General features: G+C 73.1%; 11 protein-coding genes. 6 read left to right on the top strand and 5 right to left on the bottom strand.

From position 1 onward, the window contains the following. The first annotated feature begins 45 nt into the window (after positions 1-45). The 5 genes from DTB53_RS23270 (at position 46) to DTB53_RS23250 (ending at position 4,660) form a co-directional block, all read left to right on the top strand. Positions 46-1,044, top strand: coding sequence for an NADP-dependent oxidoreductase (locus DTB53_RS23270; protein ID WP_012381221.1), 999 nt, complete (start codon positions 46-48; stop codon positions 1,042-1,044). Next, on the top strand, positions 1,041-2,300 hold the full coding sequence (locus DTB53_RS23265) for an MFS transporter (protein ID WP_012381220.1): 1,260 nt from the start codon (positions 1,041-1,043) through the stop codon (positions 2,298-2,300). The genes DTB53_RS23270 and DTB53_RS23265 overlap by 4 nt, the downstream gene beginning before the upstream one ends. 62 nt (positions 2,301-2,362) lie before the next feature. Further along, positions 2,363-3,637: an aminotransferase-like domain-containing protein gene (locus tag DTB53_RS23260; protein WP_012381219.1), complete on the top strand. Its 1,275-nt coding sequence runs from the start codon at positions 2,363-2,365 to the stop codon at positions 3,635-3,637. 90 nt (positions 3,638-3,727) lie between these two features. Continuing rightward, positions 3,728-4,372, top strand: coding sequence for a hypothetical protein (locus tag DTB53_RS23255; RefSeq protein WP_012381218.1), 645 nt, complete (start codon positions 3,728-3,730; stop codon positions 4,370-4,372). 96 nt (positions 4,373-4,468) lie between these two features. Beyond that, entirely contained in the window at positions 4,469-4,660 is a 192-nt protein-coding gene (locus tag DTB53_RS23250) for a hypothetical protein (protein ID WP_012381217.1), read from the top strand. Between the two features lie 11 nt (positions 4,661-4,671). Here the strand turns inward: DTB53_RS23250 and DTB53_RS23245 are convergent, their stop codons facing one another. Beyond that, a complete protein-coding gene (locus tag DTB53_RS23245; RefSeq protein ID WP_012381216.1) occupies positions 4,672-7,734 on the bottom strand; it encodes an AfsR/SARP family transcriptional regulator in 3,063 nt (1,020 codons plus the stop codon). A gap of 692 nt (positions 7,735-8,426) precedes the next feature. On the opposite strand from DTB53_RS23245, the gene DTB53_RS23240 reads away from it, so the two are divergent. Beyond that, complete coding sequence (locus DTB53_RS23240) at positions 8,427-9,155, top strand: TetR/AcrR family transcriptional regulator (RefSeq protein ID WP_012381215.1); 729 nt, start codon at positions 8,427-8,429, stop codon at positions 9,153-9,155. 6 nt (positions 9,156-9,161) lie between these two features. Here the strand turns inward: DTB53_RS23240 and DTB53_RS23235 are convergent, their stop codons facing one another. The 4 genes from DTB53_RS23235 to DTB53_RS23220 form a co-directional block, all read right to left on the bottom strand. Then, positions 9,162-9,866, bottom strand: coding sequence for a DUF2470 domain-containing protein (locus tag DTB53_RS23235; protein WP_003969555.1), 705 nt, complete (start codon positions 9,864-9,866; stop codon positions 9,162-9,164). Positions 9,867-9,994: 128 nt separating this feature from the next. Then, positions 9,995-12,178 carry an ATP-binding protein gene (locus DTB53_RS23230; protein ID WP_042497315.1) on the bottom strand — a complete coding sequence of 728 codons (2,184 nt, stop codon included), beginning with the start codon at positions 12,176-12,178 and terminating at the stop codon, positions 9,995-9,997. Between the two features lie 180 nt (positions 12,179-12,358). After that, positions 12,359-17,677, bottom strand: coding sequence for a pullulanase-type alpha-1,6-glucosidase (pulA, locus tag DTB53_RS23225; RefSeq protein ID WP_012381213.1), 5,319 nt, complete (start codon positions 17,675-17,677; stop codon positions 12,359-12,361). Positions 17,678-17,873: 196 nt separating this feature from the next. Beyond that, positions 17,874-19,610: a carbohydrate-binding module family 20 domain-containing protein gene (locus DTB53_RS23220; RefSeq protein ID WP_003969552.1), complete on the bottom strand. Its 1,737-nt coding sequence runs from the start codon at positions 19,608-19,610 to the stop codon at positions 17,874-17,876. Positions 19,611-19,727: the final 117 nt, after the last annotated feature.

Raw genomic sequence — 19,727 nt, 5'->3', positions numbered from 1 at the left:
CCCTCTCCGCCCTCCCCCCGCGTTCACGTCACCCTGGAGCACCCCATGCCACAGACCGCACGTTCCGTTCAGCAGGTGAGCCGCCCGTCGGGCCGGCCCACCGGCGCCGAGTTCCGCTTCGTCGACGGGCCGGTTCCCGCCCCCGGCCCGGGCACCGCCCTGGTGGAGAACGTCCTGCTCTCCGTCGACCCCTACATGCGGGAGAACATGGACGGCGACTGGGCGCTGGCGGCCCCCCTGGAGGGCCGGTCCATCGGCCGGGTGACCGCCTCCCGGACGCACGGTCTGACCGAGGGCGACCTCGTCTTCCACCGCCAGGGCTGGCGTACCCACGCGGTCGTCCGGCCCGAGGAGGTACGCGTCCTGCCGCAGGCCCCCGGCGTTCCGGCCGAGGCCTATCTGGGCATCCTCGGAGGCACGGGTCTCACCGCGTACGTCGCGCTCACCCGCATCGCCCGGATCGAGCCGGGCGAGACGGTGTACGTCTCCGCGGCGGCCGGCGGCGTGGGCAGCGCGGCCGGGCAGTTGGCCCGGTTGATGGGCGCGGGCCGCGTGGTCGGCAGCGCCGGGTCCCCGGCCAAGGTGCGTTTCCTCGTGGAGGAGTTGGGCTTCGACGCCGCGTTCGACCACCGTGAGGGCCGGCTCGCCGAGCAGTTGGCGAAGGCCGCGCCCGAGGGCATCGACGTGTACATCGACAACGTGGGCGGTGAGCACCTGGAGGCCGCGATCGGCGCGATGCGGGAGTACGGCCGGATCGCCTGGTGCGGCGCGATCGCGCAGTACGACGCGAGCGAGCCGCCGCCGGCCCCGCGCAACCTGTTCGACCTGGTCGGGAAGAGTATCCGGCTCGAAGGGTTCCTCGTCCGCAACCACCGTGACGCGCAGGAGGAGTTGGAGCGGCTTCTGCTGCCCGCGCTCGCCGCGGGGACGGTCATCGACCGGCATACGGTCACCGAGGGGTTCGACGGGGTCGTCGACGCCTTCCTGGGCATGCTCGACGGCCGGAACACCGGCAAGGCGACCGTCCGGGTGGTGGCGTCATGATCCTGCGGGACACCACGGCGCGCACCATGCTCGGCTCGATGCTCCTGTCGAGCGTCGGTGTGGGCCTGTACACCCTGGCGCTGGGGCAGACGCTGTTCCAGCAGACCGGCGACTCCCAGACGTTCGCCATGATCTTCGCCCTCCAGGGGCTCGGGGCGGTGGCGGTGCTCCCCTTCTCCGGGCCGCTGGTCGACGCCTTCGACTCCAGATCCGTCTACGTGCTGTGCAGCGTCCTGCGGGCCGCGACCGTCGGCGTCATCATGGTCGCCCTCACCGTCAGCGACGACGGCCTGGTGGCCGTGGTCGGCACGGCCGCCGTCTTCCTCGCGGTCTTCGACAACGTGCAGCGCACCGCGTTCTTCAAGTTCACCGCGCACCACATCGCCGGCGGTCGCGCCGTGGCCTTCAACAGCCTGATCGGCATCGCGTTCCAGGCGGGCAGCCTGACCGGCATGGCCGCGCTCGGGCTGGTCCTGATGGTCGGTACGGCCACCCAGGCCCTGCTGGTCGACGTGGCCGTCTCCCTGACGGCCGCCCTGGTGGTCTCCCGGCTGCGGACATCGCGCCGGGAGTCGGCGGGACGGCTGCGGAACACCACCCTGCGCTCGGCCCTGCCGGACCTGCTGCGGGACTGGGCGGGCCTGTTCCGCCGGCACCGCCACGAGACCGTGGTGTTCGGCATGGTCCTGATGTGCGCGGGGGACTTCGTGTACTCCTACGGCCTCTCCACCCTGGTCGTGCCGCTCGTCGAAGCCTGGCCCGGCGGGCAGTCCTGGGCGGCGTCGACCCTTCAGGGGTCCCTGGGCGTCGGCATGATCGCGGCGACCTTCTTCACCCGCTGGACGGTCCGTCCGTCCCTGCTGCCGGTCTGGATGTCGCTCCAGGTGGCGATCGCCCTGGGGCTCGCCTTCACGACCGCCCCGGCCGCGTACTACGCCGGCTTCTTCCTGGCCGGCGTCGCCAACCTGAACGGCATCACCACCCTGCTGACCCTCCTCCAGCAGCAGGCCGGCCCGCTGGACAAGGCGAAGATGGCCTCCCTGCGACTCCTCGCGATCGGCCTGGGCACCGCCGCGCTGATGCCCGCCGTGGGGCTGGCCTCCCGGCAGTCGGTCGAGGCGGGTTTCCTCACCATCGCCGCCCTGATGGTGCCGTTCGCGGCCTGCGGCGTCTGGGCCGCGCTCCGCTTCCGTCCACGGACCGAGGACCCGGCGCCGGACACGGCCGAACCGCGCCAGGAGCTGGCATCCGTCTGAAGGACGGCCGCCCCGCCGAAGGACTGCCGACCCGCCCCACCCCGCCCTCTCCAGGAGACGTCATGCTCTCTTTCCAGCCGCTCCCCGCGACCGACCCGGCCCACCGGCCGCCCCCGCGCTTCGCCGACCGCGCGCACGCCATGGTGCCCTCCGAGACCCGGGCGCTGTTCTCGATGGCGGCCCGGGACGACGTCGTCTCCCTCGCCGGGGGCATGCCCAGCCCCGACGCCCTGCCCGTGGCGGCCCTCGGCGCGGTCCTCGGGGACGTCATCGCCGCCGAAGGGGCGAGCGCCCTGCAGTACGGCTCCGCGCAGGGCGATCCGCAGCTGCGCGAGCAGGTGTGCGCGGTCATGGCGGCCGAGGGCGTCGAGGCGTCGCCGGACGACGTCCTGGTCACCATGGGATCGCAGCAGGCGCTCGACCTGGTGACCCGCGTCTTCGTGAACCCGGGGGACAGCGTGGTGACCGAGGGCCCCACCTACGTGACGGCGCTCAGTACCTTCGCCGCCCACCAGGCCCGGGTCGTGGAGGTCGCGATGGACGCGCACGGGGTGGTCCCCCAGGCGCTGGCCGACACGTTCGCGCTGCTCGCCGCGGAGGGCCGGCCGGCCGCATTCTACTACACGGTGCCGACCTTCCAGAACCCCACCGGCCGGGTCCTCGGCGCGGAGCGGCGCAGGGAGGTCGTCGAGGTCTGCCGCCGCGCCGGGGTGCTGATCGTCGAGGACAACCCGTACGGGCTGCTGCACTTCGACGCGGAGCCGCAGCGGGCGCTGTGCGCCGACGCGCCGGAGGGGGTGGTCTATCTGGGCTCGTTCTCCAAGACCCTCGCGCCCGGCCTCCGGGTGGGCTGGGTCCGCGCCCCGCGCACCGTCACGGGCAAGCTGGTGCTCGCCGCGGAGAGCGCGATGCTCTCCCACTCGCAGCTCGCCCAGCGCGCGGTGAGCCGCTTCTTGACCACGACGTCCTGGCGGGGGCACATCGACGCCGCCCGCGCCCTGTACCGCGACCGGCGCGACGCGATGCTGGCCGAGCTGGCGGCGACCATGCCGGACGGGGTGTCGTGGACGGTGCCCGCCGGGGGCTTCTTCGTCTGGCTGACCCTGCCCGAGGGCGTGGACGCGCGGGCGATGCTGCCCCGCGCGGTCGAGGGCGGGGTGGCCTACGTACCCGGGACCGGGTTCCACACCCGGGGCGGTGAGCGCCATCTGCGGCTCTCCTACTCCTACCCCTCCGTGAGCCGGGTCGGGGAGGGCGTCCGGCGGCTGTCGGACGTCGTCCGGGCCGAGACGGCCCGGGGGCGCGCGGCCCGCCCGGTCGAGGCGATGGCCCGATGACCGCCCGCCCCGCCGACGGCCCGCCGGCGGCCACCGCGCCGGTACCCCCCATCCGTCCGGCCCGGCCGGACACCGTAGGAGAACTCCCCGATGCGTAAGCCCTGTCGAGTCCTCGTGCTGACTCCCCACACCGAGCTCGTCCGCGCCGTGGCGGACACCGGGCTGGAACCGTGGGCGCTGCGCCGCGCCGGAGCGGGCGCGGCCTCCGGCGGCCGGGGCTGTGTGCCGCCGGAGCGGACCCTGGTCCGCCGGGACCCGGTGCGGGCCCTGCGGGAGCTGGCCGCGGACGAGGGCTCCGGTTTCGACTTCGTCCTGTCCGGCGAGGACGCCGAACCGGCCCTGCTCGCCGTGGTGCGGGGCCTCGCCCCGCCGCCCGCGCACGCCGGGGCGTGGCCGCCGGCGGGGACCGAACTGCGACGGCTCCTGGGCGAGGACGTCGATCGGCGCCCCGGCCCGCCGGACGTGACGGCGGCCCCGGTGTGCCGGGTCGACACGGTGTCCGTCGGGGGGATGCACCTCCTCCTCGACATCGCGTGGCCCGCGTCCGCGGCCCCGGTCGGGGAGACGCTGTGGGCGGACGTACGGGAGAGGGTCCGCGGCGCCCTCGATCTGATCGGGCAGGAGTCGGGAGGAATGCGGACGAGCGTGGCGCTCACCGCCGCGGGTCCCCGTCCGGTGGAGATGGCCCGGACGCCGTTCCTGGTCGCTTCCCTGGGCCCGGGAATGAGGCGGTAACGCTCCGGGAGCGGCTCCCGGCACCTTGGGATTCATCGAGAGCGGGCCGGTACCCGGGCCGCTCTCCCCGACCTCCCGACACCGTAGGAGCCAGCCGTGAACGCGAACCAGAACAGCTTCCAGGCCCGCACCGCCCGCCACGCCGCCGGTGTCCTCGCGGCCCTCGTGATGACCGGGCTCGCGCTCACCGTCGCCGCCGTGCACGACGCGCCCGAGGCCGGACCCGCCGGCGCCACGGTGGTCCTGGCCAACAACGCCGGTCCCGCCACGCCGCCGGTCAAGCCCTGACCCCCCGGTGCTCAGGCGGCGACGATCAGCGGGTCCCGGACTCCCATGGCCGCGTAGAGCCGGGCCGCCTCCGTACGGTGCTCCCGGGCGGACTCCTCGTCGCCGAGGGCCTCCAGAGCCCGCGCGAGGCCGGTCAGCGCGGACGCCTCCTCGGAGCGGAAGCCCATGTTCACGGCGGACCGGTGGGCGTGGCGGTGCAGTTCGAGGGCCGACTCGTACGCCCCGGCCTCCGACCGCAGGTGCCCGACGAGGTTCTCCACCTCGGTCAGGCGCACCGGCGTCGCACCGGAGCGGGCCAACTCCAGCGCGCGGACCGCGAACTCCTCGGCCTCGGCCGTCCTTCCCCGGGCGTGTGCCACCCGGGCGGACAGGGCGAGCACCAGGCCGACGTCTCCCTGGGCCGTCCGCGTCTCGCTCAGCCGCCGCGCCTCGGCCAGGTTCGCGTCGGCCGCGGCCAGTTCCCCGAGACCGACCTGGGCGAAGGCGAGATCGGTCAGCGACATGACCTGGTTGCCGTGGTAGCCGATGGCGCGGCTGATCTCCAGGGCGCGGGCGGCCTCCTCCGCGGCCTCGGCGTACCGGCCCCAGTTCCCGTACAGCGTGCTCAGGGTGGACCGCCCCTCGGCCTCGGCCCGGCTGGCGCCCAGGGCCGCCGACCGGGAGACGGCGGCCACGAGCAGGACCAGCGCCTCCTCGTAGCGGCCGAGCATGGAGGCGAGGAGGCCGATGATGGATTCGCTGTGCGCCTGGATGTGCCGGTCCCCCAGGGCCACGGCGACCTCCCGGGCCTCCTGGGCGGCTTCCAGGCCGCTCTCGAACCGGCCCACCTTCCAGCAGGCCACCCCGAGGTTCGACAGGGTGACGCAGAGCAGTTGGGGATCGTCGAGCCCCCGGACGGCGGCGAGCGCCGTCCGCCCGACGTCCCACAGGTCGTCGAACTGTCCGCGCGCGTTGAGGTGGAAGCTGAGGTTGCGGGCGAGGCACACGGTGTGGCGGTGCAGGCCGTGCAGTTCCGCCAGCGAGACGGCGGCCAGCAGTCCGCTGTGCTCCCGGTCGAACCAGGCCCGGACCGCTTCCCCGTCCGGCCAGCCCGGCAGGGCGCCCTCGTGGGCGGGGATGCCGGTGTCGCGCTGTTCCCGGCCGGGGAAGAGGACCTGGCAGGCGGTGTCCGTCGCCGCGAGGTAGTAGCCGAGCAGCCGTTCGGCGGCCGCCGCGTCCTGCCCCGCCGTCGTGGTGTCGGAGAGGCTGCGGGCGTAGCTGCGCACCAGGTCGTGCAGGGTGTAGATGCCGACCACCGGCTGCTGGACCAGCCTCATGTCCAGCAGGAACTCCAGGGTCGACTCGGCGTCGTGGAGGTCGGTGCCGAGCAGGGCCGCGGTCGAGTGGACGTCCATGCCGGTGCTCGGGTGGAGTCCGAGGGTGCGGAAGGCGGCGCGCTGCCGCTCGTCGAGCGCCATGTAGGACAGGTGGAGGGTCGCGGCGACGCTGCGCTGGGGTGAGCGCAGCTCGTCGAGTCTTCGGGTCTCGTCGCGGAGGCGTTCCGCGAGGTAGCGCAGGGTCCACGAGGACCGGTTGCGCAGCCGGGCGGTGGCGATGCGCAGGGCCAGGGGCAGATGCCCGCAGAGTTCGGCGAGTTCGGCGGCCGACTCGGGCTCGGCCTCGACCCGGTCCGCGCCGAGGGTCGCCGCGACCAGGGCCGCGCTGTCCTGGGGGGTCATCAGTCCCACGGAGACCCAGCTGACGCCGTCGAGGTCCACCAGCCGGGAACGGCTGGTGACCAGGACGAGGCACCCCGGGGACGCGGTGAGCACCGGCATGACCTGTTCGGCCCGGGCGGCGTTGTCCAGGAGCAGCAGCAGTCGGCGGCCGGTGACGGTGGCGCGCCACAGGAAGGCCCTGGCCTCCACGTCACCGGGGATGCGGTCGTCGTCGACGCCGATCGCGCGCAGCAGTTGACCGAGCGCCGTGCCGGGTGACATCGGCGCCTGCTCCCCCGGGGTGAAGCCGCGCAGGTCCACGTAGAGCTGGCCGTCGGGGTACCGGTCGGCGAGCCGGTGGGCGGCCCACACGGCGAGCGAGGTCTTGCCGGAGCCGCCCATGCCGTCGATGGCCACGACCCGCGCGGACCGGTCGTCGGAGGCGCCGGCCACGTCGACGCAGTCCAGCAGTTCGGTCACCTCCCTGGTGCGGCCGGTGAAGTCCGGCAGCGCCTGCGGCAGGGTGCAGACCTGGGGGGCCGGGGTTCCCCGGTCCTGCCGTTCGGCCGGGGGCCGGGGGCGCTCCGTCGGCATCAGTCCGGGGTCGTCGTGCAGGATCTTCTCGTAGAGCCTGGTCAGCGGGGGGCCGGGATCGACCCCGAGTTGGTCGGCGAGGATCTCGCGGACCCGGGCGTGGGCCCCCAGCGCCTCGGCCTTGCGCCCGTTGCGGTACAGGGCGAGCATCAAGTGGCCGTGGAAGGTCTCGCGCAGGGGGTGCTCCGCGACGACGTTCCGCAGGTCGGCGACCAGTTCGCCGCCGGCGCCCGACTCCAGTCGCAGGGTGAAGCACTCCTCGGTGGCCACCAGGCAACGTTCCTCCAGCACGGTGACCGCCGCCTCGATGACCGAGCCGCCCTGGCCGGAGAGGACCGCCCCGCGCCGCAGCGCCAGGGCGGCTTCCAGTTCGCGGACGGCGTCGGGGCGCCGGTTCTCCCGCAGGGCGTGCTCGGCCGCCTGGATCCGGTCGTTGAACTCCAGCAGGTCGAGCTGTGCCGTGGCCAGGGTGATGCGGTAGCCGCTGCCCTCGGTCGAGATGACCGCGTCCCCGGGGATGCGTCGCCGCAGCTCCGAGACGGCCTTGCGGACCTGGTGGGAGGCGGTCGTCGGCGGGTCCTCGCCCCAGGCCGCCTCGACGAGACGGGGCAGGGGGACCACGCGGCCCGACTCCAGGAGGAGTACGGACAGCACGCGCTCCTGGACCGCCCCGCCGAGCGCGAGTCGGCGTCCGTCGACGGACGCCTCCAGCGGACCGAGTATCCGGAAACGCGGTCCGCCTTCCGCGGGCACCGCTTCGGTTTCGGTGTCTTGTGTGTTCATGCCTCGCCCGGTAGGGAGCGCCGGTCCCTCGTCAGGGCCCGGCGAAGTCTGATGGTGATCGGCCTGTGTGGTGCGCGCGTCGGAGCGGCGACCGCGGTGCCACGCCGGGGCGGTTCGCTCCGCGGCGGGCAGGAGTTCAGTCCCGGGTGCCGTACGGGGTCACGGGAGCCGACAGCGCCGCTCTCGCCCCTCGGACCCGGCAGTGCCGTCCCGGCGTTGACAGCCTTCCCGGTCGCCGAGGCTCTCGTCCACCCATGCCGCCGCCCCCGCGCGGCCGTTCATCCGCATCCCACTGACCGTGACATCTCGCCCCTCCACCGCACACCGTGCCGCCCGCGTCCCGGGACCGTGCTCCAGGAGTACGACAGCGACCGCGCACACGAGAAAACAGACCGGCTGGTCCGGTGTACAGCCTACGCAAAGACCGGCCCCGGGCCCCGTGTTCCTCGCGGATCCCTCAACGCGGGGCGCGATATCGCCGTTCACCGGCTGGACCCGGGCACGGGGAGCGCGGCCCGTCGGCCGAAAAGACCTCTTCCGGCTCGGCGGGAGGAGACGGGCGGCCGGACCCGTCGTTCAAGACCGCCCGGTCGGTAACCGGTTGGGGGGGGGGAGGGGGACTTCGCGCCCGGGCCGGGCCGGCGACCGCACGCGCACCCGCCCCGCACGGGCGCCCCGGATAGGCTGTCCGTATGACGACCGGGGTGCGGCGCAGGATGGGCGTCGACGAGCGCAGGCAGCAACTGATCGGCGTCGCGCTGGACTTGTTCAGCCGTCGCTCGCCCGAGGAGGTGTCGATCGACGAGATCGCCGCGGCCGCGGGCATCTCCCGTCCGCTGGTGTACCACTACTTCCCCGGGAAGCAGAGCCTGTACGAGGCGGCGCTGCGGCGGGCCGCGGACGAGCTGGCGGCCCGCTTCCTGGAGCCGCTGGAGGGGCCGCTGGGCGCGCGGCTGCTCCGGGTGATGGGACGGTTCTTCGACTTCGTCGACGAGCACGGCCCCGGCTTCTCGGCGCTGATGCGGGGCGGTCCGGCGGTCGGCTCCTCGACGGCCAGCGCGATGATCGACGAGGTGCGGCAGGCCGCGTACGAGCAGATCATCACGCACCTCGGCGTGAGCGACCCGCCGGCCCGGCTGGAGCTGGTGGTCCGCTCCTGGGTGTCGCTCGCCGAGTCGACGGCGCTGATCTGGCTGGACGGGCGGCGCATCCCGCGCGCCGAGCTGGAGACGCAGCTCGTGCACGACTTCGCGGCACTGGCCGCGGTCAGCGCCGCGTACGACCGGGAGATGGCGGGCATCGTGCTGCGGGTGCTGTCCCAGGAGCCGGCGGACGGCCCGTTCGGGGAGCTGCTCGCCCGGCTCTCCGCGTTCGCGCCGGATGTGCCGGCGGTCCCGGCCCAGCGGCTGCCGAAACCGTAGGACCGCTCAGGCGGGCAGGCCGTTGCGGTGGGAGACGCGGCGGGCGGCGGCCAGCAGGGCGTGGATCTGCGGGCCCGCCTGGTCGATCTCGGTGACCGGGCGGGGGAACGGCAGGGTGACGTCCTCGTGGGTGCTGGGGTATTCGAGCCGCAGGGTCACCCCGTAGCGGTTCATCGCCAGCGGCACGGCCCGGGTCATGCCGCGCTCCGGGCGGGGGTGGACGAGGCGCAGGAGCAGCGGGACGAGTTCGGCGTGGTCGTCCACGAGGTGGGTGAGCATGCCCGCCTCGCAGGCGGCGATCGGGTCGGTCTCCACCTCTTCGAGCTCCTCCAGGGTGACGAAGGTGCGCCCCTCGGCGTCCTCCAGGACGGCCTGCCCGAACTCCATGCAGGTGGACTGCTCGGTGTCGGTGGCGTACGGGGCGGCGAGCAGCCCGGTGACCGTGACGCGGGCGCGCAGCCGGTCGCGTACGGGGGTGGGGGCGATGTCCGTGAACTCCAGGCGGGCCGGGACGCGCTCGGCGCTGGGCGCGTGGCCGCCGTCGTCGGGGGCGTGCAGGTGGATGTGGCCCATCGCGCCCGTGCCGTCGAGGCGGCGGACTTCGGTGTGCACTCCGTCGCTGACCACCGTCATGGAGTGGGCGACGGTCAGGATCGACCGGACGCGCTCGGCGCGGGTCGGCTGCGTGGCGCGGGGGCGGGAAAGACGCATCCGAGTTCTCCAGGAGGGTCGGCGGAACCCAAGCAACTACTTAGGTATGCCTAACCTTACTCACATGGTCCGGGGTGTGGGTAGTCCGGGGACTCCATCCGTGCGGCGGCCCCGGCCCGCGCCGGGGGTCAGAGCTGTAGCTCGGTGCGGAGCGCGGCGGCGAGACCGACCTCCGCGTTGTCCGACTGGCCCCGCTCGAAGGCGCGCTGGTACGCCTCGTCGCCGACGGCCGCCCGCGCCTGGAGCTCGCACCTCTCGCGGACCGGTCCCAGCTCGGGGGTACCGCGCTGGGGATGGCCGACCATGCGCCAGTACGCGTGTCCGGTGCCGTAGACCCGGGCGGCCTGCGCGCCCGCGCCCTGGGCGGCGATGGCAGCCGCCAGGATGTCCAGGCCCAGCGCGATGCCGAAGCTGTCACGGAGCCGGTGCTTGCCGGCCAGCATCGACCGGGCGTGCGCGGCGGAGGCCGCGGGCCGGCCCTGGAGCAGGGCGATCAGGGCGAGCTGGTAGTCCGCGTAGGAGCGGGTCCAGAACTCGCCGCCCCGTTCGCAGGCCCGGCGCAGCGCGGTGGCCGCCGCCTCGGACTCGGTGAGCCGGCCGAGCGCGGTGAGCGCGAAGACGGTGATGAGGCGGCACCGCAGCCGGTGGGCCGAGTCCACCGGGACGCCGGAGGTCATCCGCAGCACCCGCCCGGCCGCTTCCAGCGCCTCCTCGGGCTCCCCGGTCATCAGCTGGGTGAGGCCGGAGAGATAGGCGGCGCCGAGCATGCCCTCCTCGTCCCGGTCGTACACGGCGGTGGCCGTGCAGAGCGCGCCGTACTTCTCGGCGGTCGCGAAGTCGCCCTGGAGCAGGGCCGCGACGCCGAGGACCCATTGCAGCCTGGTCCGGTGGGGGCCGTCGACGGGGCCGGCGTCCAGGGCGCGCTGGGCGTAGCTCCGGGCCTCGGAGAGGTGGCCGCAGCAGGCCCAGAAGAAGCCGACGCGCCCCGCCATCTCCTGGGCCCCGCCGACGTCGTGGACGAGCAGGTGCTCCAGGGCGGCGCACAGGTCGAGGTGGGTGTCGGACACCTTGTGGTACCAGGACACCTGGTCCGGGCCGGTCCAGCCGTCGTGGGCGCGGCGGGCGAGGCCGAGGAAGCTGCTCGCGTGCCGGTCGGCGGCGGCGCGGGCCTCGCCCAGCTCGGTGAGCCACATCCGGCCGTACTCGCGCAGCGTGTCGAGCATCCGGTAGCGGTCGCCGTCGCGCTGGACGACGGACTGGGCGACGAGTCCCTGGAGCGCCCGGTCCACCTCGTCCGGGGTGAGCGGGCCGCCCGCGCAGACCTCGCGGGCGACCGCCGCGTCGAAGTCGGTCCGCAGCGGGGTGAGGCGGGCCCACAGGAGGCGCTCCAGCGGGGTGCACAGCTCGTGGGACCAGCCGATGGCGGTGCGCAGGGTGCGGTGGCGGCGGGGCCACACCGTCGCGTCGGCGAGGAGGTCGAGGCGGGCCGTGTCCGGGCCGCCCTCCGCCCCGTCGGCCCCGATCGCGCCCGGTGCGCCGGGACCGGGGGTTCCGAGGCCCGGGGCGAGGGCGAGGCCGCCGCCCCGGCCGGGCACGCCGAAGCCGGCGCTGCGGGCGTCGAAGCGGCTGCCGATGCGGTGGGCGAGCTGGGCCACGCTGTGCCGTCCGATGCCCGCGGCGGCCAGCTCGATGGCGAGCGGGATGCCTTCGAGGCGGCGGCAGATCTCGGTGGCCGCCGCCTCGTCGCCCGGGGCGTCGAGGCCGGCCCCGGGGTCGCTGGCACGCAGCCGGTCGGCGAACAGCTGGAGGGCGTCGGGTGCGCCGTCGACCGGGAGGGGCGGCACCTCGACGACGTACTCGCCCCGGGTGCCGAGCGGCTGCCTGCTGGTGACCAGGACGGTCAGCCCCGACGAGGTGGTCAGGATCTCGGCCAGCAGATGGGAGCAGGAGGCGCGGAGGTGTTCGGCGGAGTCGAGGACCAGCAGGAGGCGTTTGTCGCCGAGCCATTCGCAGAGGGCCTCGACGGGCATCCGCAGGGTGTGGTCGGCGAGGCCGACCGCGTCCGAGACGGTGGGGAGCAACAGCCCGTCGTCGTAGAGCGGGGAGAGGTCGGCCCACCAGGCGCCGTCCGCGTAGCGGTCGGCGGCGGCGCGGGCGGCCCGGAGCGCCAGCCGGGTCTTGCCGACGCCGCCGGGGCCGATCAGGGTGGTCATCCGCCGGGTGGCCAACGCGGTTCCCAGCCGGGCCAGTTCGGCCCGCCTCCCGACGAAGCTGCTCGTCTCGTCGGGAAGGTATCCCACCGTGGTCATCATCACCGTCCGGGCGCTGGGGCAGGGTGCGCCGGCGAGCCGGCCGCCCCGGGCGGGGCTCCTGCCGCACGCACCGGGCCGGCCCCGCCTCCCGGGGAGGGAGAGCGGGACCGGCCCGGTGCACCAGGACGGCTGTCGCGGCTCCGTTGCCGACGTCTGCCGTCACCGTAGTGCTGTCGGAGGTCAGCGCAGCGTGAAGACGGCCGCCGTACGCCCCGGGACGGTGAAAGTGGCCGATTTCCCGTCGTACCTGGCTCGTTTGACCGTAGGGTCGGCGCCCTCGGCCTGGACGGGGTGCAGTGCGTACGTCTTCCCCGCCGGCGCGGCGAGCCGCTGGTCGGCGGTGGTCGGCGCGGCGTTGAGGACGACGACCAGTCCGCCCAGGCGCATGGTGATCACGCCGGGGGTCTCGGTGGTGCCGGAGAGCGGGAAGGACAGCTCGGACTGCACCTGGCCGGCGGTGCGCAGGGAGAACTCCCTCTCGGTGGAGCGGATGGTGAGCAGGTCGCGGTAGGCGGCCGAAGCCCCCTCGATCTGGGCGCACTTCGGGGCGATGGCGCCGGTGGCGGCCAGGAGCGGCTTCGCGTACGCCCACTTGTCCCGGTTGTCGGCGGCGGGCGGCAGGCCCCGCCCGAAGCCGTTGCCGTCGCGGCAGTCCCAGTGCAGGGCGTTGAACCAGTCGCCGCTGTCGTAGGAGTTGCGGTCCAGGGACTTGGAGCGCAGCAGGTCGGTGCCCGCCTGGGAGAGCGAGGGGCCCTGGGAGAGGACGGAGGCGGCCATGGCGACCACCTGGGCCCTGGCCCGTTCGGCGGCCGTCGTGCCGGCCGGGAGCTTGAAGGCGAGGGTGTCGAAGAGGGTCTCGTTGTCGTGGGCGTCGGAGTAGGCCAGCGCGTCGCCGGGTGCGGCCGCGTATCCGGCGGGCGCCCCGTTGTAGTCGACCTCGGAGCCCTTGACGGTGCGGCCGGAGGTGTCGGTGAAGGTGTAGTCGGCGAGGTTGCCGGTGAGGCCGACCTTGATCAGGTCCTGGTAGTGCAGCAGCCGGGCCTTCTGCTCGGCGCGGGTGCCGTTGGCCGGGGAGGAGTTGGGGTCGGTGTAGAGGCCGGAGGCGAAGCCTTGGACGCCGGGGTCCTCGTCGAAGGGGCCGCCGCCGCGGACGGCGTCGCGGGCCCGGTCGGAGAAGGTGGCGATGCCGGTGCCGGCCATGTTCTTCTGGGTGGCCTGGACGAAGCGGGCGTCGTCCGCGATCTCGCCGAAGTTCCAGCCCTCGCCGTACAGGATGATCTTCTTGCCGTCGACGCCGTCCTTGGCGGGCGTGAGCCGGTCCAGCGCCTTGCGGACCTCCAGGATGTTGTCCTTGGGGTGGTGGCCCATCAGGTCGAAGCGGAAGCCGTCGACCTTGTACTCCTTCGCCCAGGTCACGATCGAGTCCACGACGAGCTTGCCCATCATGGTGTTCTCGGGGGCGGTGTTGGCGCAGCAGGTGGAGGTGGCGACGGTGCCGTCCTCCAGGAGCCGCTGGTAGTAGCCGGGGACGATGCGGTCGAGGACCGACTTGTCGTCCTGGCCGGAGGCGACGGTGTGGTTGTAGACGACGTCCATGACCGTGCGCAGCCCGGCCTGGTTGAGGCCCTGGACCATCTGCCGGAACTCAACGGTGCGCTCGGTGCCGTCGGGGTCGGAGGCGTACGAGCCTTCGGGGACGGTGTAGTGCAGGGGGTCGTAGCCCCAGTTGAACCCGTCCTTGGCGGCGGCCTCGGAGACGCAGGCCTGCTGCTCCTCGGAGTCGGGGGCGTAGACGTGGAGATCGCAGGCGGGCTTCTGCTGGTCCTTCTTCTTCTCCGGGATCGTCCCGATGTCGAAGACGGGCAGCAGGTGGACGTAGCTCGTGCCGGAGTCGGCGAGCTTCTTCAGGTGCTTCATGCCCTGCGAACCGGTGTCGGTGAAGGCCAGGTACTCCCCCGGGTGCTTCGCCGTGCGGTCCGTGACGGAGAAGTCCCGGACGTGCAGCTCCTGGATCTGGGCGTCCCGCAGCGGGGTGGCGGCGGGCTTCTTCAGACCGGACCAGCCGCGCGGGGCGAGCTTCGGGTCGGTGAGGTCGACGACGAGGCTGCGGGCGGAGTCGGCGGTCAGGGCCGTGGAGTAGGGGTCGGTGACCTTGTTGGTGACCATCTTCTGGACGGCGGGGGCCCAGACGGTCACGGCGTACCGGTAGGGCTTGCCGCGCCAGTCCTTCTTCCCGGTCACCGACCAGACGCCGGTGCGGTCGTCGCGCTTCATCGGGTGGGTGCGGCCGTCGAGTTCGAGCGAGACGGTCCGGGCGGTGGGCGCCCACACGGAGAGGGTGGGCGTCGACTTCCTGAAGACCGGGCCGAGTTCGGCGGAGGCCGCCTTCTTCCCGTACAGGTCGTCCAGAATTCCCGCTGTCTGTACGCCGGTGGCGGCGAGCAGGGCCCCGTTGGCGGCGCGCTGGGTCGCGATCAGCTGGCCGCGCAGGGATTCGCGGACGCGGTCGCGGTCGCGGGCGTCGACGGTGAACGCCGGATAGTCCTTCAGGTGCGGGAACTTCGCCTGCTGCGCGTCGCTGAGTTCACCCTGCTGGAGCCGCAGCCACCGCCCCTCGTCGGACAGCGCCCCGTCCACGACGGAGATGCCGCCCTTCTGCGCGTAGACGAGCTGCTGGCTGGTGGCGTCGGTGGTCTTCACCTTCCAGACGACGGTGTTCGCGTCGATCCACTGCGCCTCGGCCCGGGACAGGTCGGGGGCCGCGCCGCCGCCCGTCTGCGGGAGGAGGTAGCCGGGCCTGCCGCCGAGCATCCAGACCTCGTGGCCGTAGGTGGCGAGGTCGAGGGACTGGTCGCTGGGCAGGTCCTTCTCGTCGCCCTTGTGGAGGATGTAGCTGAGTGTGGTGGCCCCGTCCACGAGCGGCACCTCGAAGGTGACCCCGTAGGCGTCCTTCTTCACCGGCATCAGCGGCTTGGACCAGTCGGTGGGATCCTGGGCGCCGGTCCAGGTGTGCAGCCCCCAGCCGTCGTAGTTCCCGTCCGGGCGGTGGTAGTTGAGGACGGCCTTGGTGGTGTCCTGCGGCGGGGTCTCGGGAGCCTCGGTCGTCTGCCCGTCCTCGCCCTGCTCGATCCAGACCTGTCCGGTCGCGCCGAGGTCGATCGTCCGCGGCGGTCCGTCGGCCGTGCCGTTCTTCTCGACGGTGTACGGGACGGAGTCGGTGCCCTTCTCCAGGTCGAGCCAGGCGAACGCGCCGTAGGCATCCCGCCCGATGAACTCGGCGGTCCTGCCGCCGGACTTCAGCTGCCAGCCCGCGTAGTCGCCGTCGGGGCGCTGGTAGTGGACGATCGCCCGGTCGCGCTCGACGGCGACGGGCTTCGGCTTCGGAGGGGTCGCTCCCGCGGTGGTCTCCGCGAGGGCACTGGAGGTGCGGCCCGTCCGGTCGACGACGACGGCCTTGTAGCGCAGCGGGGTGCCCGCCTTCACCGTCTCGTCGAGGTACTGGGTGACCTGGTACGGGGCGTGGTCGGCGGTGCCGAGGGTCTGCCACTTCCCGTTGCCGACCTGGGCGGCGAAGACGACCCGGTTGAGCCGGCCGCCGTCCACGTCGGCCGCGATCTCGACGGTGCCGGTGGCGCCGGCGGCCGGGGCCTTCAGCGTGAGGGCGGGCTTGGCCGCGGGGGCGCCGACGGTCCGGTCCGCCTTCAGCACGAGGCTGGAGAGGGCGGGCACGGTGACGGTGACCTTCTTGTCCTTGCCGCTGCGGACCGTGCCGGAACCGCCGTACACCGTGCGGAAGTTCATCTCCGCCGACTCGGTGGCGAGCTGGACCTCCTTCGGGGTCGTGCCGTTGTTGGAGGCGACGAGGTACTCGTGGGGGCGCTCGCTCGCGATGCGCGAGGTGGCGTAGACGGAGCCGTCCGCGAGCCGCTCGATCTGGGTGCCGTCGCGCAGCGCCGGGTGCTCCTCGGTGAGCTTCGAGAGGGCGGCGATGGAGCGGTAGACCGGGTGCTGCGTGTCGTAGGCGTCCGAGGCGTGCGTCCGGTCGGTGCCGAGCTGGTCGTCGTCGAGGTAGTCGGCGGTCTTCGAGGCGAAGAGGGTCTGGCGGGAGTCCTTGTCGCCGCCGGCGCCGGTGAAGCCCTGCTCGTCGCCGTAGTAGATCACCGGGTTGCCGCGGCCGAGGAACATCAGCTCGTTGGCGAGCCGGGCCCGCTTCAGCAGCTCCGCGTCATCGGCCTTCGGGTTGTCCTGCTTGAGGAAGGTCCCGATGCGGCCCATGTCGTGGTTGCCGAGGAAGGTGACCTGCTCGTAAGCGTTGGCCTTGTCGGTGGTGTAGCGGTAGTCGTTGCCGTACACCGAGGCGAGCCTGTCGGCGGGGGCGCCCTGGGAGGCGAACTGCCGGGCGGCGTCCTGGAACGGGAAGTCCAGCGTGGAGTCCAGGCGGCCCCGGGTGACGTACGGGGAGGTGACCTCGGTGTCGGCGGAGTAGACCTCGCCGAACATGAAGAAGTCGTCCCGGCCGCGCTTCGCCGCGTAGTCGTCGAGGGCGGTGGCCCACTGGGTCCAGAAGTCCAGGTCGACGTGTTTGACGGTGTCGATGCGGAAGCCGTCGATGTCGAAGTCGCGGACCCACTTCTCGTAGATCTTCGCCATGCCCTCCACGACCTCGGGACGCTCGGTCCACAGGTCGTCGAGCCCGGAGAAGTCGCCGTACTCGTTGGACTCGCCGGCCCACGTCGAGTCGCCCCGGTTGTGGTACATGGTGGGGTCGTTCAGCCAGGAGGGCACCTTCTTCCCCGTGCCGGGGGTCTGCACCGGCGTGTACGGGAAGGAGTCCCGGTCGACCTTCTTCACGCCCTCGCGGTCGTCGAAGGGGCGGCCGGTGCTGTCGAGGTAGGGGAAGGCGCCCTTGGGCTTGTAGCCGTAGGCCTTCTCCGCGTAGTCGACGGTGTCGGCGGTGTGGTTGGTGATGACGTCGAAGAAGACCTTCATGCCCTTGGCGTGGGCCTTGTCGATCAGCTTCTCCAGGTCGGCGTTGGTGCCGAAGTGCGGGTCGACCTGGGTGAAGTCGGTGATCCAGTAGCCGTGGTAGCCCGCCGAGGCGTCCTTGCCGGTGCCCTGGACGGGGCGGTTCTTGAAGATCGGCGCCATCCAGATGGCCGTGGTGCCGAGGCCCTTGATGTAGTCCAGCTTCTGCGTCAGGCCCTTGAGGTCGCCGCCCTGGTAGAACCCCTTGTCGGTGGGGTCGTAGCCGTGCTCCAGCCGTGATCCGGTCAGCCCGCCCCGGTCGTTGGCGGTGTCGCCGTTGGCGAAGCGGTCGGGCAGCACGAAGTAGAACTGCTCGCGCGTGAGGTCGTGCCGGGCCGGCTCCCGGGCCAGCTCGGCGTCCGAGGGCGGGGCCGGCGGCCTGGGTGACGCGGCGGCGGTGGCCGCCGGGACGACGGGCAGCAGCGCCGCGCACAGGGCGGCCACCGTCCATCGTCCGAGGATGGTTCGGGACACGGAGGGTGCTCCTTGGGGCTTGGTCGGGGGGTCGAGCGGCGGGCCGGTCGGCCGGCCGGGCAGGGGCCGAGCGGTGGGCGGCCGGCGAGGGGCGGGCCGGCGGCGGTCGCCGCCGGCCCGTTGGGGGTCGGGGCCCGTCGTCGAACTCCCGTCATCGCCCGGAGGGCGTGAGTTCGACGACGGGCCCCAGGGGTGGTCAGCCGCGCCAGACGTCGGCGGTCAGCGTGACCTTCCCGGAGGCCGGGACGGTGGCGGTGCGGTTGGCGCCGCTCTCCCAGGTGACGTTTCCGGCCGCGTCCTTGCGGACGTACTTGTAGGCGAACGTGGTCCCGGCGGGCAGGTTCACGTCCAGCTTCCAGACGGGGTACGCCGCCGGGTCGAGCTTCGGCGCGGTCGCCGGGTTCCAGTTGCCGAGGGCGGCCTGGTCGCCGGTGACGTGGATGTTCTGGCCGAGCTGGGTGGTGGCGTTGACGCCGAAGGAGGCGCCGGAGGTGCCGTTGCCGGGGCCCGGGTCGGGGTTCGAGCCGCCGCCCCCGCACGTGCGGGCGCCGGTGTGCAGGGCGACGGCGGTGCCGGCCGGGACGGTGGCGGTGAACTGGCCGGAGCCGTTGACGGTGACGCCCTTGCCGGACTGGACGTCGCAGTAGTCGCCGGCGGGCAGCGAGGTCTGGAAGGTCCGGGTGAGCGCGGAGCCCTCGTGGTTGATGGCGACGTACGCCTTGTTCCCCCGGCCGAAGGCGATCTGGTCGCCCCCGTTGTCCCACCAGTTGCCGACCGACTGGCCGCGTGCGGTGTTGCGGAAGCCGACCATGGAGGAGATCTCGCGCCAGGCGTGCTGGCACTTCCAGCCGTCGCTGTAGCAGGCGTTCACCTGGCCGCCGTTCGGCGGGCCGGCGTCGTGGTCGCTGAACTCGTAGCCGGAGTGGACGTCCGGGGAGCCGTAGGGATACGCCAGCATGAAGACGGCGGCCAGGGTGTAGGCGGAGCCGTTCTTGTAGTTGAGGGTGTCGCCGCCGCGCTCGGTGTCGTGGTTGTCGACGAAGACGGCGGACTTCCCGGACTCCATGAAGCCCCAGCCCTCGCCGAAGTTCTTCAGGTGGGCGAGGTTCTCGTTGAGGAAGACCTGCTTGAGGCTCCGCCCGTACCGGAACTCCTGGACGTCTCCGCTGCCGAGGTACTCGGAGGGCGAGACGGCCTCACCCGCCCCGTAGATCGCCTCGTGCTTCCAGTAGACGTTCGGGTTGGTCAGCCGGGACTTGATGTTCGCGAGGTCGCCGGCGGGCATGTGCTTGGCGGCGTCGATCCGGAAGCCGTCGACGCCGAGCGAGAGCAGGTCGTTGAGGTACCCGGCGATCCTGCCGCGTACGTACTCCTCGCCGGTGTCCAGGTCGGCGAGGCCGACCAGCTCGCAGTTCTGGACGTTGCCGCGGTCGTTGTAGTTGTTCCCGATCTGGGACCGGCAGTCGTCCATGTCGGCGCCGGAGTAGAGGCCCGGGTAGTCGTACTTGGTGTACGAGGAGCCGCCCGTGCCGGTGCCGCTGCCCGCCGACATGTGGTTGATGACGGAGTCCGCGATGACCTTCACGCCCGCCGCGTGACACGTGTTCACCATGGCGGCGAAGGCGGCCCGGTCACCGAGCCGTCCGGCGATCCGGTAGCTGACGGGCTGGTAGGACGTCCACCACTGGCCGCCCTGGATGTGCTCCTGGGGCGGCGAGACCTGGACGTAGCCGTAGCCCGCCGGACCGAGGGTGTCCGTGCAGGCCTTGGCTATGGACGCGAACTTCCACTCGAACATCACGGCGGTGACGTCCTTGTCGCCCGGGGCGGCGGCCCGCGCGGTGCCGGCGGCGCCGAATCCGGTGGGGACGACGAGGGCGGCCGCGGCGGCGGCCACGAGGGCGAGCGCGGCGGACAGGGATCTGCGGGCCATGTCTTTCCTCCTGCGGGTGGGGGAAGCGGGGATGACGGTGCAGCCTCAGTCGGCAACGCGCCGTGCCCTCAAGGCTCGTGAAGGTTCTTGCTGCAAGAATGCAAACCTTGCCGCGGA

It is taken from the genome of Streptomyces griseus (assembly GCF_900460065.1).
Taxonomy (GTDB): Bacteria; Actinomycetota; Actinomycetes; order Streptomycetales; family Streptomycetaceae; genus Streptomyces; species Streptomyces griseus.
The sequence above is the reverse complement of the archived record's forward strand: the minus strand, read 5'-3'. Positions and strand labels throughout refer to the sequence as shown.